This is a genomic window from Georgenia satyanarayanai (assembly GCF_009193135.1).
In the GTDB taxonomy this organism is placed as follows: domain Bacteria; phylum Actinomycetota; class Actinomycetes; order Actinomycetales; family Actinomycetaceae; genus Oceanitalea; species Oceanitalea satyanarayanai.
In genome coordinates this window covers 39,771-61,106 of the sequence record NZ_VUKC01000003.1, presented here as the reverse complement: position 1 = coordinate 61,106, position 21,336 = coordinate 39,771, and the positions used below count along the sequence as shown (strand labels likewise).

Below are 21,336 nucleotides of genomic sequence, written 5' to 3'. Positions count from 1 at the left end.
CCCGGTCGCGTCGCACGTGTCGATCCTGCGTCGCACCTCCCGGGGACGAGCCCGAGGTGCGACGCCTCGCTGACGCGGCGGGGCGCCTACCGGCCGAGGCGGGGGATGCCGCGCGCGGCGTCGAGCTCGTCGCGGCTGGGCGCGAGGCCGTCGGAGCCCCCGGCGAGCTGGGCGGCGACAGCGGCGTTCTCGACGAGCTCGTGGAGCGTGCCCCACACCGCGGTGCGCAGGTCCGGCCGGTTGGCGACGCCGAGGAGCCCGGCCTTCCACAGCGCGTCGATGACACCGGCGGCGAAGGCGTCCCCCGCGTCCGCGCCCCGGCCGTGGACCGTGGCCGTGAGGCCCACGGCGTTGACCGCCCACGCGCCGTCGCCGACGGCGGAGACGACGACGATGCCGGGGCCGGCCGCCACCCACCGGCGCAGGACGTTCTCGCGTGCCTCGCCCGGGTAGAGCAGCTCGAGGTCGCCGGTGGTGGCGATGACGACGTCGGCGCGGGCGACCATCGACTCGACGCGGGACCGCACCTCCTCGCGCCGACCGGGCAGCTCGCCGCGCAGACCCGGCTCGTAGACGATCGTCGCGCCGGGGCGGTAGGCGCTCACCGTCCGCGTCACGGTCTGCGCGGTGGGCTCGCGCAGCGCGCTGGCGGAGCCGACGTGGACGACGAGCGGGTGGTGGAGCGGCCCGGAGGGGCGCCGGCGCCGCAGGCCCGTGCCGTCCGCGGGGATGCGCTCGACCGGCCGGCCCAGTCGCTCGAGCCCCTCGGCGACGCGCGCGCCGGCGGCCTCGCGGCTGGCGACGTCGTCGACGACGACGACGGCGGGCGAGTCGAGCACGCGGCGGTCGGTGAGGGTGGGGGTGGGCGCCCAGGCGAAGGTCGTCGGCGGCTTGCGGCCGTCACCGAGCGTGGGGTCGTCGCTGCTCCGGCGCAGCGGGGTCCCCTGGTCCGGGGCCTTGCGCGAGGGGACCGAGGTCCGCGCCGAGCGCTCCTGCTCGTCGGTGTCGATGGTCGTCGCGGCGTCGCTCATGCGTCGTCCTACCCCCCGTGTGCTGACGGTGCTTCTGCACACAACCTACGTCCGCGCGACGTTCCCGCAAGGCGGTATGGCGTCCCGGAAGACCAGCCGGTCCCCGGGGCGTGCCTGCGCCAGGACGTCGCGGTCGGCCTCCCGGACGACGGCGAGGACGGGGTAGCCGCCGGTGACCGGGTGGTCGGCGAGGAAGACGACGGGGCGCCCGTCCGACGGGAGCTGGACGGCCCCGGCGACCGTGCCCTCGCTCGGCAGCTCGGAGTCGTCGGCGCGCTGGAGGGGCACGCCGTCCAGCCGGAGCCCCACCCGGTTGGACCGGTCGGACACCGTCCACTCCTGGGAGAGCAGCCGCTCGAGCGACTCGGGCGTCACCCGGTCGGCCCGCGGCCCGAGAACAACACCGACGCGCAGCACACCGGGCGCGCCCACGCGGCCGGGCTCCGGCTGTCCGACGGCCGTGGCGGGCGGCGGACCGACCGGGAGGACGGTGCCCGGGGCGAGGGGCGGGGGTCCGGTGCCGGAGAGCAGGTCGGTCGACCGGCTGCCGAGCACGGGAGGGACGGTGATCCCGCCGCGGACGGCGACGTAGGCGCGGAGCCCCACCGCCGGGTGGCCCAGGCGCAGGACGTGGCCGTCGGGGAGCAGGAACGGGGCGTCGGTCGGCGGGTGGGCGAGCTCCTCGCCGTCGTGCAGGAGCGTGAGGGGCACGGGCGCCCCGGAGACGGCGAGGACGTGGTGGCCGGTGGCGCGCAGCTCGAGGCCGCCGAGGACGGTCTCGACGACGGCGGCGGCGCGGTCGTTGCCGACGAGGCGGTTGGCCTGGCGTGCCGAGCCGCGGTCCGCGGCCCCGGAGGGGCTGACACCGAGGTCGAGCATCCCGCTGCGGCCGAGGTCCTCCAAAAGGCTCTGGGCACCGGTGGCGAGGACGGTGAGGGCGGGGCCGGGCGCGGCGGCAGCGCGGGCCGGCGGCCTGCTCCGGCGCACGGTGACACGTTCGCGCACGGGCCGGAACCGCACCCGGTCCCCGGGCCTGAGCAGCGCCGGTGGCTGCCGGTCGAGGTCCCACACGGGCGCGTCGGTGTGACCGAGGAGCTGCCACCCGCCGGGCGAGGAGCGCGGGTAGACGGCGGAGAAGGTGCCGGCGAGGGCGACGGACCCGGCCGGGACGGCGGTGCGCGGGCTCGCCCGCCGCGGCACGGCGAGCGTCGTCGGGCCGACGAGGTAGGCGAAACCGGGCGCGAACCCGCCGAAGGCGGCCGTCCACTCCTCCCCCGAGTGGGCGGCGACGACACCCTCGACGCTCAGCCCGGTGTGCTCGGCCACGAACGTGAGGTCCGCGCCGTCGTACACGGTGTCGAGGACGACGACCTCCCCCGCCGGCGGGGGCGCGGGCGGCGCGGGGAGGTCGCGCAGCACGGGCGCGAGGCGGTCCCGGGCGGCCCGGTCGGTGGCGCGGACGAGCACGGTGCGTGCGGCGGCGAGGACCTCGGCCTGTCCGGGCAGCGGGGCGGCGGTGAGGGCGGCGTGGAGGCCGAGCACCTCGGCGAGGTCGGCGCACCCGACGAGCAGGGCCCGCTCCCCCACCGGGCGGACCTCGCGGCCGGTCACCGGAAGCCGGCCACCGGGACACCGGCGGCGTCGAGCGCGGCGCGTACCGCCGTCGCGATGGCGACGGCGCCGGGGGTGTCGCCGTGGACGCACACGCTGCGCGCCCGCACCGCGACGGTGGTGCCGTCCACCGCCGTGACGGTCCCCTCGGTCGCCATCCGCAGCACCCGGTCGGCCACCTCCTGCGGGTCACTGACGACGGCGCCGGGCCGCGACCGTGGGACGAGGGTCCCGTCGGGCAGGTAGGCGCGGTCGGCGAAGGCCTCGACGACGGGACGCAGGCCCGCCGCGTGCGCCTCCTCCTCGATGACGGTCCCGGGCAGCACGAGGACCGGCAGGCCGGGGTCGACGGCGGCGACGGCAGCGGCGACGGCACGGGCCTGCGCGCGGTGGTGGACGATCGCGTTGTAGAGCGCGCCGTGCGGCTTGACGTACCGGACCTCGGTGCCGGCCGCGGCGGCCAGCGCCTGCAGCGCCCCGATCTGGTAGACGACCTCGTCGGTGAGCTCGGCCGGGTCGACGTCGAGGAATCGGCGTCCGAAGCCGGCGAGGTCGCGGTAGGACACGTGCGCGCCGACGGCCACCCCGGCCGCGGCGGCCTGGGCGCAGGTGCGGCGGGCGGTGCGCGGGTCCCCCGCGTGGAAGCCGCAGGCGACGTTCGCGCTCGTGACGACGCGCAGGATCGCGGCGTCGTCGCCCATCGTCCACGCACCGAAGGACTCCCCGACGTCGGCGTTGAGGTCGATCGTCACCGAGGGCTCCTTCCGGGCGGGCGGCGGGTGTCCGCTGCCCAGCAGCGTATCCGCCGCCCACCCCTTCCGATTGTGCGACCGGGTGGGACGGCGGCACGCTGGGGCCATGTCCAACCCCACTGCCGCAATCCTCGTCATCGGCGACGAGATCCTCTCCGGGCGCACCCGCGAGGCCAACGCCCACCACCTCGCCGGCGAGCTCACCCGGGTGGGGATCGACCTCGCGGAGATCCGCGTGGTCCCCGACGACCACGACGCCATCGTCGAGGCGCTCGACGCCCTGCGGGAGCGGTACACCCACGTCTTCACCTCCGGCGGGATCGGCCCCACCCACGACGACATCACCGCCGACGCGGTCGCCGCCGCCTTCGGGGTGGGCATCGAGGTCCGCGCCGACGCCCGCGCCCTCCTCGAGGAGGCCCTCGCCCGCCGCGGCGCGACCCCTACCGCCGACCAGCTGCGCATGGCGCGCATCCCCGACGGCGCGAGCCTCATCGTCAACGGCGTCTCGGGGGCGCCGGGCTTCACGATCGGCAACGTCCACGTCATGGCCGGCGTGCCGAGCATCTTCGTCGCCATGCTCGACGCCGTCCTCCCCACCCTCGCCGGAGGGGTCCCGATCCGCTCGCGCGAGGTGCGCTTCGAGGTCGGTGAGGGGCGTGTCGCGACCCAGCTGCGGCTCCTCGCCGAGGAGATGCCCCGGCTCGGTTTCGGGTCCTACCCGTTCAGCGAGGGCGAGCTGCGGGGGACCAACGTCGTCGTCAGGGGGACGGAGGACGCGCTGCTGGAGGACGCGGTCGCGCGGCTCGAGGCGCTGCGGGCCTCGCTCGCCCGCTAGTCGGACGCGTCTCAGCGCAGGTCGCGGCGCATGAGGACGCGGGGGAACCCGTTGAGCACCGAGCTCGTGTCGGCGGCCTTGACGAAACCGGCGCGCTCGAAGACCGCCCGGGTGCCGACGTAGGCCATCGTGAGGTCGACGCGCGCGCCGCCGTTGTCGACCGGGTAGGCCTCCACGGCCGGCGCCCCGCAGGACCGCGCGAGCTCGACGGCGCCCGCGACGAGGTGGTGGACGATGCCCTGCCCGCGGTGGCCGGGGCACACCCGCACGCACCACAGCGACCACACGGGCAGGTCGTCGACGTGCGGGATCCGCCGGTTGCGGGCGAAGCTCGTGTCCGCGCGCGGGTGCACGGCGGCCCAGCCCACGACGTCGTCACCGTCGTAGGCGAGGACGCCCGGCGGCGGGTCCGCGGCGACGAGCTCGCGCACCCGCTCCCCGCGGGCGGGGCCGCGCAGGGCCAGCTGCTCCGAGGACGGGAGGCGGTAGCTCAGGCACCAGCACACGTTCGCGTCCGGCCGCTTCGGGCCCACCATCGTCGCGACGTCCTCGAAGACGACGGCGGGGCGCACCTCGATCGTCATGGCGTCATGATCCGACGTCCCCGGGGCAACTGGAAGGGGATCGCGACGCGTGACGAGGAGGTAGCGTCGGCGCTGCCCTGCCCCGACCTCGGAAAGACTGCGATGACGCCCTCCGCCCCCTCCGTCGACACCTCCCTGGCCCACCGCACCGCCCACGCGACCGTCACCGTGCACGGCGCCGACGGTGCCCCGCTCGCTGACACCGACGTCACCGTCGAGCAGGTCCGCCACCGCTTCGCCTTCGGCAACATCGGCTTCGACCTCATCCCGCTCGCCAACGGCGAGACGTCCGGCGGGGTCGAGAGCGTCTTCGGCGGGGCGGCGCCCGACCAGGGCGAGCACCTCGCCGCCCTGTGGCTGGACGTCTTCAACACCGCGACGCTGCCCTTCTACTGGGCCGGCTTCGAGCCCGAGCGCGGACGTCCGGACACCGCACGGCTGCTCCGCACCGCCCGGTGGTTCCAGGACCGGGGCGTCGCGGTCAAGGGTCACCCGCTCGCCTGGCACACCCTCGCGCCGGACTGGCTGCGCGAGCTGCCGACGGCGGAGGTCGCCGAGGTGCTGCGCGCCCGGATCCGGCGGGAGGTCGGTGACTTCGCCGGCGTCATCGACACGTGGGACGCCATCAACGAGGTCGTCATCATGCCGGACTTCGTCAACGAGGAGCACGAGAACGCCATCACCCGCCTGTGCCGTGAGCAGGGGCGGGTCCCGACGGTCCGGCTCGCCTTCGAGGAGGCCCGCGCGACGGACCCGGCCGCGACCCTCCTGCTCAACGACTTCGACCTCTCCCCCGACTACGAGCGCCTCATCGAGGAGGTGCTCGCGGCGGGCATCCGGGTCGACGCCCTCGGGCTGCAGACCCACATGCACCAGGGGTACTGGGGCGAGGAGAAGATGCTCGCCATGGTCGACCGCTTCGCGCGGTTCGGCCTGCCGCTGCACCTCACGGAGAACACCCTGCTCTCGGGTGACCTCATGCCGCCGGAGATCGTCGACCTCAACGACTACCAGGTCCCGTCCTGGCCCTCGACGCCCGAGGGCGAGGAGCGTCAGGCGGACGAGATCGTGCGGCACTACCGCTCGCTCCTGTCCCACCCCGCGGTCCAGGCGATCACCTACTGGGGCATCACCGACGACGGCGCGTGGCTGGGAGCACCGGCCGGCCTCGTCCGCCGCGACGGCACCCCGAAGCCCGCGTACGGTGCGCTGCGCCGGCTCGTCAAGGAGGAGTGGTGGCTGACGCCGACGACGCTGCGCACCGACGCCGAGGGGCGCGTGCGGGTGTCCGGACTCCTCGGCGACTACGTGGTGACGGCCGGCGGCGCGTCGGGGACCGTCGCGCTGGACGCGGCCGGGGAGAGCGCGGCGGAGGTCGGCCTCACGCGCTGAAGGCTGGCTGTGGCTCGGTGCCGCCGAGGTGCTGGCTGCTGCCCCGACACGGCACGCCCGGGTCAGCCGGCGAGGCGCCGCACGACCCGGGCGGTCGCGATCGCGGCCTGGGCCGCCTCCGCCCCCTTGTCCCCCCGCGAGCCGGGCAGGCCTGCGCGGTCGAGTGCCTGCGCCTCGTCGTCGGTCGTCAGCACGCCGAAACCGACCGGGACGCCGGCGCGGACCGAGACCTCCGTGAGGCCGATGGTGGCTGCCTGGCAGACGTAGTCGAAGTGCGGGGTGTCCCCGCGGATGACGACCCCGAGGGCCACGACGGCGTCCGCACCGCCGCGGGCGGCCGCCGCGGCGGCCACGGGCAGCTCGAAGGTGCCCGGCACCCGCTCGAGCGTCACGGCGGCGCCGGCCTCCTCGACAGCCCGGACGGCGCCCGCGACGAGGCCGTCCATGACGGCCGTGTGCCACTGCGCGGCGACGACGACCACCCGCAGACCGCTGCCGTCGGGGGTGATGGTGGGTGCTCCGGCTCCGCTCATGCGTGCTCCTCCTCAGTCGTCCCGGACTCGCCGGGGTGGGTGCCGGCCGTGTCCAGGCCGGGCAGGTGGTGGCCCATGGCCGTCCGCTTCGTCAGCAGGTAGTGGTGGTTGTCCTTCGTGCGGCCGACCTCGAGCCCGAGGACGGCGCTGACCTCGAGCCCCGCCCCGACGAGTCCCGCGACCTTCGCCGGGTTGTTCGTCAGGAGGCGGACACGGACCATGCCGAGGTCCGCGAGGACGGCCGCCGCGGCGCCGTACTCGCGCGCCTCCGCCGGATGGCCGAGGCGGAGGTTCGCCTCGACCGTGTCGGCGCCGAGGTCCTGCAGGGCGTAGGCCTCGATCTTCGCGAGGAGCCCGATCCCCCGTCCCTCGTGACCACCGAGGTGGACGACGGCGCCCCCCTCCCTGGCCACGCGGGCGAGGGCGGTGCGGAGCTGGGCACCGCAGTCGCAGCGCGCGGAGTCGAGCGCGTCGCCGGTACGGCACTCCGAGTGGAGACGCACGAGCGGGTCGGCCGCCGGGGCGCCCGGAGGAGCGGCGGCGGTGAGCACGAGGTGCTCGTCCCCGGTCCGCAGGTCGGCGTAGGCGTGGACGACGAACTCCCCGTGCGCCGTGGGCAGCCGGGCCGACCCCCGCCTCCGGACCGGGCTCGCCGGCGGGACGGCCACGGGCCGGTCGTGCGTCGTGCGGTACGCGACGAGGTCCGCCACGGTGAGGAGCGCGAGGCCGTGGCGCCGGGCGAGGGCCGCCGCCTGGGGGCGACGGGTCATCGCGCCGTCGTCCTCGACGAGCTCGGCGATGGCGGCGACCTCGCCCACGCCGGTGAGGCGGCACAGGTCCACGGCGGCCTCCGTGTGCCCGGCCCGCTCGAGCACGCCCCCGCTCACGGCGCGCAGCGGCAGGACGTGGCCGGGCCGGACGAGGTCGCCCGGGCCCGTGGCGGGGTCGGCGAGGACACGGAGCGTCCGCGCGCGGTCGGTCGCGGAGATGCCGGTGCCCACGCCGTCGGCCGCGTCGACGGAGACGGTGTAGGCGGTTCCCCGGGGGTCCTGCGAGCGGGCCACCATGAGCGGCAGGTCGAGCTCGTCGGCACGGTGCGCCGGCAGCGGTGCGCAGAGGTAGCCCGAGCTGTGCCGGACGGTCCAGGCCACCCACGCGGCGTCGGCGGTGGCGGCGGGCAGGACGACGTCCACCTCGTCCTCGCGGTCGTGGCCGTCGGCGACGAGGACGGGGCGACCCGCGCGGAGCTCGGCCAGCGCGGCCTCGACCCGGTCGACCAGCGACTCGTCGGCCGCAGACCGACCGGTGCGCGTCGTCGTGCTCATGCGCCGACCCCCGCGGTGAGGAGCCGCTCGACGTACTTGGCCACGACGTCGACCTCGAGGTTCACCCGGTCCCCGGGGGCGAGGTCCGCGAGCGACGTCAGCTCCAGGGTGGTGGGGACGAGCGCGACGCCGAAGGCGTCGGCCTGGACCCCGGTCACCGTGAGGGACACGCCCTCGACGCTGACGGACCCCTTCTCGGCGACGTAGCGGGCGAGGCCGGCGGGCAGCGCGACGTCGAGCTCGGTCCAGCGGGACCCGGGACGGCGGTCGAGCACAGTCCCCACGCCGTCGACGTGCCCCTGGACGAGGTGCCCGCCGAGGCGGCCGTCGGGGCGGACGGGACGCTCGAGGTTGACGCGGTGCCCGGGGGCCAGCGCGCCGAGAGTGGTCCGGCGGAGCGTCTCGGGCATGACGTCGGCGGTGAAGCCGTGCTCGTCGTGCGCGGTCACCGTGAGGCACACGCCGGCCACGGCGACGGAGTCGCCCGGGCGCAGCCCGTCGAGGACGGTGTCGGCGGCGACGGTGAGGACGGCGGCGTCATCGAGGTCGGTCCGCCGCGTGACGGTACCGACCTCCTCGACGAGTCCGGTGAACATCAGAGATCTCCTTGGGGTCGGTGGGCGACGACGAGGAGGTCCTCGCCCAGGGTGCGGGTCGTGACGGGGCGCCAGCGCGGAGCGTCGGCCAGGGTCGGGACACCGAGGTCGGCGACTGCGGGCAGGCCGGCACCGAGCAGGACGGGGGCGAGGTACGCGTGGAGCTCGTCGACGAGGTGCTCGCGCAGTGCGCCGCTCAGGAGGCTGGGCCCGCCCTCGACGAGGACCCGGCGCGCTCCCGCGTCCCAGAGCCGGTCCAGCGCCGTGCGCAGGTCGCGCGTGGGGAGGTGGAGCCAGTCGCCCGGTGCCTGGCGCAGCGCAGCCTGGGGCGGGACGGCGCGCCGGCCGACGACGACGCGCAGCGGCTGGTGCTCCGCGAGCGTGCCGTCGGGACGGCGGGCGGTGAGCGCCGGGTCGTCGGCGAGCACGGTGCCCGTTCCGACGACGACGGCGTCGACGTCGGCCCGTACGGTGTGCGCGTGGTTCCGCGCGGCCGCGCCAGTGATCCAGCGCGAGGTGCCGTCCGCAGCGGCGACGCGCCCGTCCAGGCTCAGCGCGGTCTTGCCGACCACCCAGGGCCGGCGGCGTCGCACGGCGGAGGCCCAGGCGGCGGTCAGGTCTGCCGCCCGGCCACTGACGTCCGCGGGCACGCCCGCGTCCTCGGCGGTGAGGACCTCCACGCCCCGGGTGGCCAGCCACCGCGCCCCGCCGGCGGCGACCGGGTCGGGGTCACCGACCGCGTACACGACACGAGCGACGCCCGCGGCGTGCAGGGCGCGTGTGCACGGTGGGGTCCGACCGCTGTGGTGGCACGGCTCGAGCGTGACGACCGCGGTCGCCCCCCGGAGCCGGCCCGGGTCGGCGCCGGCGAGCGCGGCTGCCTCGGCGTGGGCCGTCCCCGCCCCGCGGTGCCATCCCTCGGACACGACCGCACCGTCGGTGGCGAGGAGGACGCAGCCCACCCGGGGGTTGCCTCCGTGCTGCGGCCCCCGCTCGGCGAGCTCGGCCGCGCGCCCGAGCGCCCACGAGACGTCCGGCATGCCTGTCCCCTCCCTGTCGGTACCAGACCGGGGGCAGGGGGACACCGATGACGCCACCGTCGACGGACGACGGCGGCGCCACGTGCTGCCTCCCATCCGGACTTTCACCGTCGGTCCTGGAGTTCCACCAGGTCAACCGGGCGTCGTGGGACGCACGGGTCGCGGACTGTCACCGCCGGCTCGGAATTACACCGACCCCGGAGCACGTGTTGCTGCCGGACAGCGTACCTCCCCGCCGGAACGGCTCGGGCCGCGCGCCTGTGCCGGGCGTCAGCGGGGTGAGGAGGCCGCCTCCACGACCCGCTCGCACAGCTCGTGGGTGACGAGCGCGTCGCTCGCGTCGAGGCGCCGGCCCTCCCGGACAGCGGTGAGGAAGTCGGCGCACATGGCGTCGAACCCGCGCAGCTCGGTGGCCGGCCGCCACCCGTCGCGGCGGACCAGGCGCTCACCGCCGTCGTGGTCGACGACGTCGGCGAGGTCGACGACCTCTCGCCGGCGTCCCTCCCCCACGACGTCGAGCAGCTCGTGGGCCCCGCCCGAGGTCCAGCTCATGACCCCGACGGCGAGGCGGTGCTCGCCGGTGAACTGGACCGCGAGGCGGCGGGTGCGGCCGGCGTCGTCGTGGCGGACGGAGACGGTGAGGTCCTCGAGCGGCGAGGGGACGAGGAAGCGGAGGGTGTCGAGGACGTGGATGAAGTCGTCGAGGACCATGGGCCGGGCCTCGCCGAGCGGGTGGGAGCGGTGCTTGTGGAGGGTGACGACGTCGCGGTCCGGCCAGTCGGCGAGGGCCCGGTAGGCGGGGGCCCAGCGGCGGTTGAACCCGACCGCGAGGGAGACGCCACGCTCGGCGGCCAGCGCGACGAGCCGGGCCGAGGTCTCCAGGCGTGGGGCGATCGGCTTGTCGACGAGGACGGGCACGTCGTGGCGGAGCAGCGTCTCGACGATGGGCGCGTGGGCCGCGGTCGGGGCGTGCACCGTGGCGGCGTCCAGCCCCGAGGCGATGGCACGCTCGAGGTCCGTGAAGCGGTCCGCGACCCGGTAGCGCTCGCCGACGGCGTCGACCGTCTCACGGCTGCGGGACACGAGCACCGGGGTGACGCCCGGCGTGGCGGTGAGGACGGGCAGGTAGGCCTTGGTCGCGATGTCCCCGAGCCCGATGACGGCGACGCGCACGGCTCAGGCCCGCCCGACAGGGGCGGCGAGAGTCGCCGCACCGTCGCGGACGGGGACGATCTCCTGGCCGAGCGGGAGGAGGGCGAGGGGCACCATCTTCCAGCACGCGATGCCGAAGGGGATGCCGACGACCGTGGCGCAGAGGAGGAGGCCGGCTACGAGGTGGGCGACGGCGAGCTCCCAGCCGAGGAACACGATCCACAGGACGTTCCCGACGAGGGCGAGGGCACCGGCGTCACGGCGGAACACCGACCGGCGGCCGAAGGGCCACAGGACGAAGCTCGCGAGGCGGAAGGAGGCGATGCCGAAGGGGATCGTGATGATGAGGACGCAGGCGATGACGCCCGCCACGACGTACAGCAGCGCGAGCCACCAGCCGGCGAGGAGGAGCCACAGGACGTTGCCGATGGTGCGCATGGGACCACCGTAGCGGGGGTGGGCCGGTGTGGACGGCCGAGCGTGGGCGGCCGGGACGCGGGTGGCCGGGTGAGCGCTCAGGCCGGTGCGACGGGCTGGCGCAGGATGGTGCGCTGCCGCTCCGGTGCGGTGCGGCGCATGTCGCTGAGGTAGATCTCGTGGTGGGCGCCGGCGGGCCGCAGTCCCCGGGCGGGAAGGACCTCGTGGTGGAGGCGCTCGAGGACGGGGCCCTCGTCGTCGAATGCGCCGACGTGGAGCGTCTGGACGCAGGTGCCCTCACGGAGGGAGGCGACGCGGAGGTCGTCGATGCGGGCGGGTCGCTTGGTGGTCCGGACGTGCTCGACGGTCGCGTCGACGAGCTCGGCGGGGACCCAGGACGGGACGAGGAGCAGCAGCGTCCAGTCCCACCGGGACTTGTCGCGGCTGCAGGTGAAGGCGTCCATGTCGTCCGCCCACCACAGGCCCTCGAGCGGGGGGACGACGTAGTCGTGGCGGAGCTGCTCCTTGCTGACGAACTTCACCGCGTAGGCGACCGGGTAGAGAGTCTCGACCGCGGCGGTGAAGTCCGGAGCGGTGTTGGGGTCCCCATGGCCGTCGACCATGAGGTACCGAAGATCCGGGATGTCGAGGACGCGAAACTCCCCGCGCCTGGCCTGGTAGGAGTCGAGGGCCTTCTTGACATCTGTCTTGTTCGACTCTCTCGTCGGCTCAGCCATCGTCGGTCTCTCGGGTCGTTCCGGGGGCGGTGGACAGATGGTGGCAGCGAGGGGGCGAGCTCGACCAGACCCCCGCTCGCCGTGACCGCCCGTGGGCGTGCGTCAGAAGGGCGGCTCGTCGTCGGCTACCCATGACGGCCCGTCGTCGACCCCCGGCCACAGCAGGGTGCTCCGCAGCCCGCCGGCGGGGACCCAGCTGCCGCCGACATCGGTGCCGGCGGCGATCTCGGCGAGGACGCCGTCGACGAACGCCGGGTCGATGGCCTCGCGCTCCCGTACCGACCGCCGTCCCAGCGCCCGGAGCCCCTCGGCTGTGTGCCGCGGCATCGTGACGATCGTGCCGTCGGGCCGGCGAAGGTACCCGTGGCCGGTGGGACCGGCCCACGCGTAGGTGCGGTCGGAGCCGTGGGCGACGGTGTAGGCCCCGATCGTCTTGACGCGGTGGTCGCGTCCGCAGTACGGGCCGGTGTTCTCTACCGAGGTCGCGCCGCCATGCTGCCACTCGTGCTCGTGGTCGATCTCGGCGTGGCGAGCCGCGCAGGAGCAGCCGGGCCGGGTGCAGGTGCGGTCGCGCTCCCTGACGAGGTCGGCCATGGCGGCCGGCGGCTGGTAGCGGGTGCGGCCGACGTCGACCACCTGCTCCGTGCCGGGGTCGGTGACGAGCCTGCGCCACACCCCGCGGGCAGCCAGGGCTCTCGCGATGACAGGGGCGACCGGGCCGTACCCCTCGAGCTCTGCCACGGGCTCGACGATCCGCTCGAGCGCGCTCTGCTCTCCCGGCGCGGGAAGGACGTCACCGAGCGGGACGGTGATCCGTACGTCGACCTTGCGGCCGCCGAGCGATCCCAGGCGGACGGTGGGCAGGAGCCCGCCGGGGAGCCGGTGCCCGGGGTACGGCAGAGAGGAGGTGCTCGTGGTGGGGCGGCGGCGGAGGCCTCGCTCGGGCGGTGGAGGGTTCGGTGGACACGCGGTGTCCGGCTCGGTTGACCGGAGGGCGGTGTCCTCCGCGTCGAATGCTGAGTCCCCGTCGGCCGACTTGGCGATGACGCCACAGCTGCACACTCGCAGGGCAGCGTCCGGGCCGATCTGACCGCAGGCGAGCGCGGTGTGCGCCATGAGCGCGAAGGCGTCGGCGCGGAGCTGGTCGTGGGTGCGCTTGTCCCCCTGGTCGTTGGCGGCACGGGCAGCGGAGTCCAGGGCGAGGTCGAAGGCGACGGCGTCGGCGGCCGGCACCGTTGCCACCACCCGGGCCATGCCGTCGGGCAGGGCCTGGGGCCGGTACACGCAGCGACGTTGCCGGGCGCGCCGGTGCCGCTCGTCCGCGTGGTCCGGGTCGACGGCGATGACGGCGCGCGAGAGGTCGCTCTGTACCTGGCGCAGCGTCCGGCCGGGAGCCTTCTCGAGGACCTCCCACTGGGCGGCCATCGCGACGTCGGAGGGCAGGCCCTCCAGCGCCCGCACGATCGCCTGCGCACGGGGATAGTCGATCTGCCCCTGCTCCAACGCCTCAGCGGTGAGGTGGAAGAGCCCCTCGAAGCCGCGGCCGGTCTCGACGATCCGCATCGCGCTCTGGCGGCTCATCCGCAGCCGCATCGACAGCTCCTCACCCACGACGCACTCCCCGCGGTCACGCCCTGCGACCTTGCCCGGCCACATGGGGTTGAGTGCGGGCCGCCTGCTGAGGGCGGCGGCCGCTTGTGCGGTGCGCGCAGCCGCCCACGACTCCATCCGTCGGTACGCGGCGACAACCTCGACGAGCGAGTACTCGTCGACCTCCTCGACGCTCTCGACGACGCCGAGGACCTGGGCCAGCCGCGGCCCGGCCGGGAGGTGCTCGAGGTAGTCCCCCAGGCGCCCGCGGCACGGGCGCGAGCTCACCGACCACCTTCCGCACCCAGTCGGTGGGCTGGACCTCCGCGTACTTCGGGAGGCGGAAGGTCGCGAAGTCGGCATGAGCCGGTGGCTCGAGGACGGTGGGCGGGACGGGGTCGCTGGAGCGGAGCGGTGAGTCGGCGGCGAGCCTGCTGAGGAGCTCGGCAACCCGGGCCTCGGCGAGCGCCTCGGACTCCGACTCGAGCGGCGCGTCGCCGTCCGGATCGATGTCCTCCCGCTCGCTCAGTGTCATCGCCGGTGCCTCCTCTGTACCGATGGTATCGAACGCACGTTCGATCTGGCAAGTGTTGTGGCGAACCGATGTGGAATCACTAGGCTCGCCGCGTGAAGATCGTGATCCCGGGAGGAACCGGACAGGTCGGCGGCGCACTCCGGCGTGCGCTCGCCCAGCGAGGCGACGACGTCGTCGTCCTCAGCCGCAGACCCGAGCGGCTCGAGGAAGGCGTCCGGCACGTCGTGTGGGACGGGCGGACGCTCGGCGCGTGGGCGACGGAGGTCGACGGCGCGGACGCCGTCGTCAACCTCGCCGGCCGGTCGGTGAGCTGCCGGTACACCGACGCGAACCTGCGCCAGATGATGTCCTCGCGAGTCGACTCGACCCGGGTGGTGGGCGAGGCGATCGCGGGCGCCGCCCACCCTCCCCGGGTGTGGCTGCAGATGAGCACCGCCACCATCTACGCGGACGCCCGCAGCCGTCCCGGCGACCTCGCCCACGACGAGAGCACCGGCGTCGTCGGCGGCGAGGAGCCCGACGTCCCCCTGTACTGGGAGTACAGCGTGCGTATCGCGCGCCGCTGGGAGGAGGAGCAGGCCACGGCCGACACACCCGCCACGCGCCGCGTGGCCCTGCGGACCGCGATGGTCATGACGCCGGACCGCGGCGGCGTCTTCGACTACATGTCGTGGATGGCACGGCTGGGACTCGGCGGGCCCGTCGACGGCGGGCGGCAGTACGTCTCGTGGATCCACGGCGAGGACTTCGTGCGTGCGGTCGAGCTGCTCCTCGAGGCCGACGACGTCGAGGGCCCGGTCAACCTCGCCGCGCCCGAGCCACTCCAGCAGCGCGACTTCATGCGCGTGCTGCGCCGGGCGTGGGGGCAGCCGGTAGGGCTGCCGGCGACCCGGCTCATGGCCGAGGTCGGCGCCTTCGCGCTGCGGACCGACACCGAGCTGCTCCTCAAGAGCCGGCGCGTGCTTCCCGGGCGGCTCACCGACGCGGGGTTCTCATTCCGCTACCCCGCGTGGCGTACCGCGGCACCGGACCTCGTGGCGCGGGCACGCGAGACACGCCGCAGCGGGCGGCGGAGCGCCTGACAGGACGACGGCGGTTTCCCCAGCCGTGGTCCCGAGCGGCTGGCATGCTGGCGCGATGCAGCCCGGAGCTGAGGAGAACGACGCGCGACTGCCGCGCACCGAGTCCTGGTCCGTCGGTCGCCGCTGGTTCGGTGTGCTGGCCGCGGTCGTCGCGGCCGCGAACGCCGTGGCCGTCGTACTGGACCTAGGCACCGGTGAGGTCGAGACCACGGGGGACGTCGTCTTCGCGGTGGTGCGCATCGTTCTCGTGGGCACCTTCGCCTTCCAGGCGCTGTACGAGCTGCGCTCCCGCGTCATCGTCGACGGTGACGGCGCGCACCACCAGGAGCTGCGGCGGCGCACCTACCGCTGGGAGGAGATCGCCGAGGTCCGCCTCTACAGCCGCTGGGGCGAGAACGTCGTCCAGCTGGTCCGGCACGACGGCGACCCGGTGCCGCTCCCCAGGTCGACCGAGCACCTGGACGTGCTGCGGCGCCGGCATGCCAGCGCGACCAGGCCAACGGACGGGTAGACCGTCACCCGGCCCGCTCCAGTCGGCGGCGCTGGGACCGCAGGTACGGTCGCGCCCGCCGCTGCCCACCGTGCTCGCCGATCGCGGCGTCGAGCCGGCCGAGCACTGCGCCGAGCGCCGCGGGGTCCGCGGGCCAGCCGCGGCGCACGCACTCCTCGAGCCACTCCACCGGGGACCGCTGGCCGCGCTCGGCGTTGCACCGCCGGCACGCCGCCACCTCGTTCTCGGCCCAGGACGGCCCGCCCTTGGCCCGCGGGACGACGTGGTCCACCGTCGGGGCCACGAGCCGTCCGAACTCCTGGCCGCACCAGAAGCAGCGGCCGTCCTGCGCGAGGACTGCCGCGTCGAGCCGCTCGGTCCGTCGCGCATGCTGCCGCACCCGCCCAGCGTGCCGCAGCGGGGCGGCTCTCGCGCCCGCGGTGTGCCCACCTGCGGGCTCAGGCGACGTGCGCGTCGACAGCCTCCGCGAGAGTCCCGATGACCGGCCACGCGCCCTCGGACGTGTTGCCGAGCACGCTCACGGTCGTCCGTGAGTCGACGACGTGGGTCGACCGGAAGGACACGCCCGCGTCGTAGCCCTCGAGGACGAGCACGGGTGCCGTCTTGTGCAGCCAGAAACCCAGGCCGTAACGCATGTCCTCCTCGGGCACGTCGTGGCGGGGCCGGGTCAGGGTGCCGACGCTCTCGGGCGAGACGATCCGGCCGTCGAGGAGGGCGCACCAGAAGCGGTGGAGGTCGGCCGCCGTCGTGAACGCCCCGCCGTCGCCGTTGCCCTGCACGGGGAGGTGGAGGGTGTTGGTGAGGTCGCCGTCGTCGTGCACGTACCCGGTGGCGGCGTCGGGTGGCAGCGCGTTGAGCGGGAGGAAGTCGGTCTCCTCCAGCCCGGCGGGTGCGAGGACGAGGCGCCGGACGACGTCGTGGTAGGTCTCCCCCGTCACCCGCTCGAGGAGCAGCCCGAGGATCATGTACCCGCTGTTGCAGTAGGAGAACCGCTCTCCGGGCGCGAACTTCTGCGGGTGGCCATCGAGCATCGGCAGGAACGCGGCGGCGGTGGTGAGCGCGTGCGGCGGCACCGTGAGGACGTAGTCGGACGCCTCCCACTCGGCGTCCTCGTCGAGGTAGTCCCCGATGCCCGAGGTGTGGCCGAGCAGGTGCTCGACGGTGACGGCGTCGTCCACGAGCGGCAGCTCCTCACCGAGCAGCGGACGGACCGGCTGGTCCAGCCGGAGCGCGCCGTCCTCCACGAGGCGCATGACGGCGACGGCGGTGAAGGCCTTGCTCCCGCTCGCGACGGCGATCCGCGTGGTCGCGGTCATCGGCACCTGCAGCGGGCGGTTGAGGTACCCCGCCGTCCGCTCGAGGACGCGCCGGTCCCCGACGTCGACGGTCACCACCCCGGAGAACGGGGCGTCGGCCAGGGCGTCGTCGAGAGTGCGAGCGTCGATGTCCACGGGCGACGACAATACGGGCGACACCGCGCCGTGGCGACGGATTTTGCGGTGGCCCGGGCGGGAGGCCCTCGGCATGCTGGAGTGATGGCTCCCGACGACGACCGGCCGCGCGAGGACGAGCGACTGCCCCCGGAGGAGTCGTGGCGCGTGGGCAGACCGTGGGCGGCGGTCCTCTTCATCGTGGTCGCTGCCCTCTACGTCGCGCTCACCGTTCCAGACCTCCTCGGCGGTGACGGCGTCGCGGACCAGGGCCTGCGGCGCTGGATCCCGCTCCTTGCGGCGGCAGTGTTCCTCTTCACCGCGGCCAGCGAGTTCCGTCGCCGGGTCGCCGTCGACGCGGAGGGTGTACACCTCGTGGAGCTTTTCCGGCGAAAGACCTACCCGTGGCACGAGGTCGCCGAGGTCCGAGCCGGCCGGCCGACGCTCCTCGGGGACCGCTTCGTCTACCTGCTGCGGTACGGAGCCAAGCACGCCGAGCTGCCCAACTGCGGGGGCCGTCTGCGCCTGCTGCAGCGCTGGCACGCGGCGGCAACAGACCGGTGAGTGGCCGCCTCGCGGAGCCGGTCGGCAGCGGCGAGGTCAGGGACTGCCCGGCAGGGCACGGCGGGCCATGCGCCCCTCCTCCCCCGGCACCCCGAGCGCCGTCGCGTAGAGCGGCACCTCACGCTCGGGGTCGATGCGGAGCAGGCCGGCGAGCTCGTCGTCGTAGAACCCGCCGATGGTGACGGCTCCGAGGCCGAGGCCGGTCGCGAGCAGGAGGAGGGTCTGCGTGACGTGCCCTGCCTCCAGGAGGAGGTACCGGTAGCCGCGGTCACCGTACTTGACCAGCGAGCGCCCCGTGACCGCACTGACGACGACGACGACGGCCGCCTGCGCGACCCACGGCTGGCCCATGAAGAGGTACTCGACCCAGTCCCGGGGGAAGGGTCCCGCGCGCAGCAGCTCGAGGCCGTCTGCCGCGGGCACGTAATGGTGGACGCCGGGGGTCAGGCCCTCGACGTCGCGGACGATGAGGCTGAGCTCGAGGGGGTAGAGCCCGCCCGCCGACGGGTTGGGCCGTTCGACGACCTCGAGGTCGTCCAGTGCCAGGCGCTCGCCGACGGCGTAGCACCCGCGGACCACAGCGGCCAGGCGTGGCAGGTCCACGGGCTCGTCGCGGAAGCTGCGGCACGAGACACGCGCGCCGAGCACCTCCGAGAGCGAGTCCGTCACGCGCGGTGCCTCCGGGAGGGCCGTCCACGGCGTGCCGGCCGACTCCCGGCCGGGCTGCACCGGCGGGCTGACCCCGCCGGTGTCCGTGAAGACCCAGCGCGCGGTGCCGCGGTGGAAGGTCCACGCTAGGGGCTGGTGGTCGCGGAAGACACCGGGGTCGCTCGTCATGCTCAGGCCAGGGGGTGCGGCGCGAGGTTGAGGTCGTCGCGCGTGGCCACAGTGGGAGCCAGGCCGAGGTCGGCCGGCACGCGGTAGAGCCGCTCCCCGCCGAGCCGGTTCTCGGCGGCACCGAAGTGGATGGGCTGGAACCCGGGCACGATCCCGCGTGCGACGCGCACGCCGAGAGCCGCGACGTCCGGTGGGGTGGTGTCCACGTAGAGCACCTCACCCGCGACCGACGCCAGGGACGCCACCAGGGCCGCCAGCCCGGTGTCCGGCGGCGTCGGTGCGTCCCACGGGACGCTCGGCACCTCGCGCAGGTAGCCGAGACCGGCCGCCGCCGTCGCCGGGTCGGCATAGAGGAGGTCGTGGTCCTCGAGCTCGGTGACGCGGGCCGGGTCGGCGACGAGCTCGCGGAGCCGGGCGGCCGTCCCCGGGCGGCGCAGCCGCGCCCGCAGCGCCGGACGGACCTGGCCGACCTCCAGGACGGCGCCCCGGGCGGCGACCACCGGGTCGAGGTCGGCTCCGAGCCCGACGACGACGGCGGGCGCCTCCTCGCTCCACCCCACCGCCATGGCCACCGTGACGTCGGTGTCCGTCGGCAGGCGGTGGACGTCGATGCTCACGCCCCGCCGGGCGTACCCGGCAGCGACCCGCTGCACCGCGTCGTCCGGCACGGACGCGGCCGGGCTGCGTCGCCCGGGGAGACGGTGCGCCCAGGCGATGAGGAACGCGTCGCGCTCGACGACCTCGAGAAGTCCGGCGCGGACGGCGTCGGCGAGCGTCGCGCCGGCCGCGAAGCCGTTCGACGTCGCGGGGAACAGGTAGGAGTCGTGCCGGTGGATGTCGTAGCCGAGGTGGACGGCGAGCAGCGGCACCCAGACCTCGGCGCTCGTGGTGAGCGAGCGGGCCGGGACCCACTCGAGCTCCGTGCGCGGCGAGTACGGCCGGAACGGCAGGCCGGGGTACTGGTCCGCGGCGAAGAGGACGAGGTCACGGGGGTCGAGGGCTGGTCCGTCGAGCGCGTCACGGGTGGCGGAGACCCGGCGCTCCGGTTCCCAGGTGAGGGAGGCGTACCGCTCGAGCGCCTCCCCCAGCGCGCCGTTGCGGGCGGCCACCGCCGTCACGCCCTTGCCGGAGCACCCGACGAACCCCTCCGGGCCGCTCTGGAAGCGCGCGTTGGCGAGCTCGGCGCGGACGACGACGGGCAGCTCGGGCTCCTCGACGTCCTTGGTGACGGCCTCGAGCACGCGCACGAGCCCACTGACCGGGCTCACCGTGAGCGCGGCGATCCGCTCGAAGTCGGTCCTACCGCCCGGGGTCCCGGCCAGGGTCGCGAGCGGCGGCTGCTCCCGCGAGGGCCGGGGGTCTTTTTTTCGGCAGGCGGCGCAGTCCGGCCGCTGGAGGACCGGGTGGCGGGCCTGGCTGCCGGTGGGGCCGTCGAGCGTGACGACGTGCCCGGGCAGCTGCGCCGGGTAGACACCGACGGCCGCGGCGAGGACCTCGCGGGTGACGACGGCCGCGGCCCAGGGCAGCAGCGCGGGCAGGACGGGGCGCGGGCGGGCCGGCGCCCGCCGCACCTGGTCGAGCAGCTCCTCGTGCGCCATCGCGGCGGCGAAGTCGTCCTCGCAGGCCAGGGCGCGCATCCGCCAGCAGAGGTAGCACGGCCCCTCACCGGGCAGGACGAGCGGCCCGACGACGGCGCGGGTTCCGTGCCACGCCGCGTGCAGCGAGGGCACGTCGTGCTCCAGGCCGGCGGTGTTGACCCACAGGCGCGCGGCGGCCAGCTCCGGCTCGACGGCGGTGACGACGAGGTCGCTGTCGGCGACGGCCTGCGCGAGGTCCGCTCGGTCGAGGGTGCCCGTTCCCGGCGTGGGCTCCACCGTTCGCACCGCGCCCATCCCGGCGGCCACGAGGGACGCGGCCACCGTCTGCGCGCCGTCCCCGCCACCGACGACGGCGACGCGCAGGGTCCGCACACGCTCGGCGACCTCACGGCGTTCGTCCGCCGATGCCGCGACGAGCTGGACCCACGGCGGCTGGTGCACGCCGTCGTCGTCCTCGATGACGATCCCGGCGTCGAGGAGCGTGTCGAGGAGGCGCCCGACGTCCTCGGCGACGGCGTCGGGGAACGCGGCGATGACGGCGCGACGCGACGAGCGGTCGGCGAGGGTGGGGACCAGGCGGTCGCGGACGATCTCCGCGACCTCTCCCTCCAGGCGCAGCCGGGCGGTGGCGGTGGCGAGGAGGAGGTCGTTCCCGAGCGGCACGACGTCGAGGCCGGGGGCGAGCCGCAGCCCGCCCCTGGCCCCGGCCGGCGTGCCGTCAGTAGCCCAGCCCACCGAAGCGCCCCGCGGCGTTCCCGATGCTCCCGAGGCCGCCGACGTTGCACGGCCCGCAGGTGCACTCGTGGATGCAGACCTCGAGGCAGCGGACGACGCACACGGCGCACACCGTGCACCGGCTGATACATCGGAAGCAGTCGTTGATCCCGCAGAACTCCCCGTAGTCCGCGGCGATGACGTCGCGCACCCTGGCGTACGCCTGGAGGTCCTCCGGGCTGAGGTCCTTGACCCCGCGCCGGACCTGCTGCGTCTTGAGCTGGTTCTCCAGCTCCACGATCCGCCCCTTGAGGGCCTCGAACTCCGCCTCGTCAGCCATGCCAGTCTCCTGTACGGATCGGCCGGTCGCTGGTCCCGGCCTGGTGGGCGTCGAGGCCGGCTGACCCCGGCGTGACCGCTCGACGAGCGGGTTACGACGGACGCTACTCGCGGCGTCGTCCCGCGGA

Annotated in this window: 22 protein-coding genes and 1 riboswitch; of the genes, 5 read left to right on the top strand and 17 right to left on the bottom strand. The window is 75.2% G+C overall.

The window, feature by feature from the left end; all coding sequences use genetic code 11:
• Positions 1-86: 86 nt before the first annotated feature.
• From GD632_RS05140 to GD632_RS05130, 3 genes are read right to left on the bottom strand one after another with little or no spacing between them, the layout of a single operon-like run.
• Entirely contained in the window at positions 87-1,031 is a 945-nt protein-coding gene (locus tag GD632_RS05140; protein WP_152189489.1) for a hypothetical protein, read from the bottom strand.
• Between the two features lie 45 nt (positions 1,032-1,076).
• Positions 1,077-2,642, bottom strand: coding sequence for a 5-oxoprolinase subunit B/C family protein (locus tag GD632_RS05135; RefSeq protein WP_152189487.1), 1,566 nt, complete (start codon positions 2,640-2,642; stop codon positions 1,077-1,079).
• Positions 2,639-3,343: a LamB/YcsF family protein gene (locus GD632_RS05130; protein ID WP_405002526.1), complete on the bottom strand. Its 705-nt coding sequence runs from the start codon at positions 3,341-3,343 to the stop codon at positions 2,639-2,641. Before GD632_RS05130 ends, GD632_RS05135 begins: the two co-directional genes overlap by 4 nt.
• Positions 3,344-3,500: 157 nt before the next feature.
• Between GD632_RS05130 and GD632_RS05125 the strand changes: the two genes are divergently transcribed.
• Positions 3,501-4,232, top strand: a complete 732-nt coding sequence (locus tag GD632_RS05125; RefSeq protein ID WP_152189483.1) for a competence/damage-inducible protein A — start codon at positions 3,501-3,503, stop codon at positions 4,230-4,232.
• A gap of 11 nt (positions 4,233-4,243) precedes the next feature.
• Here the strand turns inward: GD632_RS05125 and GD632_RS05120 are convergent, their stop codons facing one another.
• On the bottom strand, positions 4,244-4,816 hold the full coding sequence (locus tag GD632_RS05120) for a GNAT family N-acetyltransferase (RefSeq protein ID WP_152189481.1): 573 nt from the start codon (positions 4,814-4,816) through the stop codon (positions 4,244-4,246).
• A 102-nt stretch (positions 4,817-4,918) separates the two neighbouring features.
• Here GD632_RS05120 and GD632_RS05115 point away from each other — a divergent pair, with 102 nt between their 5' ends.
• The gene (locus GD632_RS05115; RefSeq protein ID WP_152190102.1) at positions 4,919-6,208 is read left to right on the top strand and encodes an endo-1,4-beta-xylanase; all 1,290 of its coding nucleotides are present in this window, start codon (positions 4,919-4,921) and stop codon (positions 6,206-6,208) included.
• A gap of 62 nt (positions 6,209-6,270) precedes the next feature.
• Here the strand turns inward: GD632_RS05115 and ribH are convergent, their stop codons facing one another.
• The 8 genes from ribH to GD632_RS05075 form a co-directional block, all read right to left on the bottom strand.
• Positions 6,271-6,741: a 6,7-dimethyl-8-ribityllumazine synthase gene (ribH, locus tag GD632_RS05110; protein ID WP_152189479.1), complete on the bottom strand. Its 471-nt coding sequence runs from the start codon at positions 6,739-6,741 to the stop codon at positions 6,271-6,273.
• Positions 6,738-8,066: a 3,4-dihydroxy-2-butanone-4-phosphate synthase gene (gene ribB / locus GD632_RS05105; RefSeq protein ID WP_152189477.1), complete on the bottom strand. Its 1,329-nt coding sequence runs from the start codon at positions 8,064-8,066 to the stop codon at positions 6,738-6,740. The genes ribH and ribB overlap by 4 nt, the downstream gene beginning before the upstream one ends.
• Positions 8,063-8,662, bottom strand: a complete 600-nt coding sequence (locus GD632_RS05100; RefSeq protein WP_152189475.1) for a riboflavin synthase — start codon at positions 8,660-8,662, stop codon at positions 8,063-8,065. The genes ribB and GD632_RS05100 overlap by 4 nt, the downstream gene beginning before the upstream one ends.
• A complete protein-coding gene (gene ribD, locus GD632_RS05095) occupies positions 8,662-9,702 on the bottom strand; it encodes a bifunctional diaminohydroxyphosphoribosylaminopyrimidine deaminase/5-amino-6-(5-phosphoribosylamino)uracil reductase RibD (protein WP_152189472.1) in 1,041 nt (346 codons plus the stop codon). Before ribD ends, GD632_RS05100 begins: the two co-directional genes overlap by 1 nt.
• A 78-nt stretch (positions 9,703-9,780) precedes the next feature.
• A riboswitch (FMN riboswitch) is annotated at positions 9,781-9,912 on the bottom strand.
• A 60-nt stretch (positions 9,913-9,972) separates the two neighbouring features.
• Positions 9,973-10,875: a Gfo/Idh/MocA family protein gene (locus tag GD632_RS05090; RefSeq protein ID WP_152189470.1), complete on the bottom strand. Its 903-nt coding sequence runs from the start codon at positions 10,873-10,875 to the stop codon at positions 9,973-9,975.
• 3 nt (positions 10,876-10,878) lie between these two features.
• Complete coding sequence (locus GD632_RS05085; protein WP_152189468.1) at positions 10,879-11,292, bottom strand: YccF domain-containing protein; 414 nt, start codon at positions 11,290-11,292, stop codon at positions 10,879-10,881.
• A gap of 77 nt (positions 11,293-11,369) precedes the next feature.
• On the bottom strand, positions 11,370-12,008 hold the full coding sequence (locus tag GD632_RS05080; protein ID WP_152189466.1) for a GyrI-like domain-containing protein: 639 nt from the start codon (positions 12,006-12,008) through the stop codon (positions 11,370-11,372).
• 102 nt (positions 12,009-12,110) lie between these two features.
• The gene (locus GD632_RS05075) at positions 12,111-13,886 is read right to left on the bottom strand and encodes an HNH endonuclease signature motif containing protein (RefSeq protein ID WP_193311354.1); all 1,776 of its coding nucleotides are present in this window, start codon (positions 13,884-13,886) and stop codon (positions 12,111-12,113) included.
• A 339-nt stretch (positions 13,887-14,225) separates the two neighbouring features.
• On the opposite strand from GD632_RS05075, the gene GD632_RS05070 reads away from it, so the two are divergent.
• Positions 14,226-15,215, top strand: a complete 990-nt coding sequence (locus GD632_RS05070) for a TIGR01777 family oxidoreductase (RefSeq protein WP_152189461.1) — start codon at positions 14,226-14,228, stop codon at positions 15,213-15,215.
• Between the two features lie 55 nt (positions 15,216-15,270).
• Complete coding sequence (locus GD632_RS05065) at positions 15,271-15,726, top strand: PH domain-containing protein (RefSeq protein ID WP_152189458.1); 456 nt, start codon at positions 15,271-15,273, stop codon at positions 15,724-15,726.
• A 4-nt stretch (positions 15,727-15,730) separates the two neighbouring features.
• Here GD632_RS05065 and GD632_RS05060 read toward each other — a convergent pair whose 3' ends face one another.
• Both GD632_RS05060 and GD632_RS05055 read right to left on the bottom strand, forming a co-directional pair.
• On the bottom strand, positions 15,731-16,105 hold the full coding sequence (locus tag GD632_RS05060) for an HNH endonuclease (RefSeq protein WP_152189456.1): 375 nt from the start codon (positions 16,103-16,105) through the stop codon (positions 15,731-15,733).
• Positions 16,106-16,163: 58 nt separating this feature from the next.
• On the bottom strand, positions 16,164-17,177 hold the full coding sequence (locus tag GD632_RS05055; RefSeq protein WP_226924608.1) for a serine hydrolase domain-containing protein: 1,014 nt from the start codon (positions 17,175-17,177) through the stop codon (positions 16,164-16,166).
• A gap of 84 nt (positions 17,178-17,261) precedes the next feature.
• Between GD632_RS05055 and GD632_RS05050 the strand changes: the two genes are divergently transcribed.
• Entirely contained in the window at positions 17,262-17,720 is a 459-nt protein-coding gene (locus GD632_RS05050; protein ID WP_152189451.1) for a PH domain-containing protein, read from the top strand.
• A 36-nt stretch (positions 17,721-17,756) separates the two neighbouring features.
• Here GD632_RS05050 and GD632_RS05045 read toward each other — a convergent pair whose 3' ends face one another.
• Genes GD632_RS05045 through GD632_RS05035 form a run of 3 tightly spaced genes read right to left on the bottom strand, consistent with a single transcriptional unit; the run spans position 17,757 to position 21,209 of the window.
• Complete coding sequence (locus GD632_RS05045; protein ID WP_152189449.1) at positions 17,757-18,557, bottom strand: SagB/ThcOx family dehydrogenase; 801 nt, start codon at positions 18,555-18,557, stop codon at positions 17,757-17,759.
• A gap of 2 nt (positions 18,558-18,559) precedes the next feature.
• Positions 18,560-20,890, bottom strand: a complete 2,331-nt coding sequence (locus GD632_RS05040; protein ID WP_152189447.1) for a TOMM precursor leader peptide-binding protein — start codon at positions 20,888-20,890, stop codon at positions 18,560-18,562.
• Positions 20,874-21,209 carry a hypothetical protein gene (locus tag GD632_RS05035; RefSeq protein WP_152189445.1) on the bottom strand — a complete coding sequence of 112 codons (336 nt, stop codon included), beginning with the start codon at positions 21,207-21,209 and terminating at the stop codon, positions 20,874-20,876. The genes GD632_RS05040 and GD632_RS05035 overlap by 17 nt, the downstream gene beginning before the upstream one ends.
• Positions 21,210-21,336 lie beyond the last annotated feature (127 nt).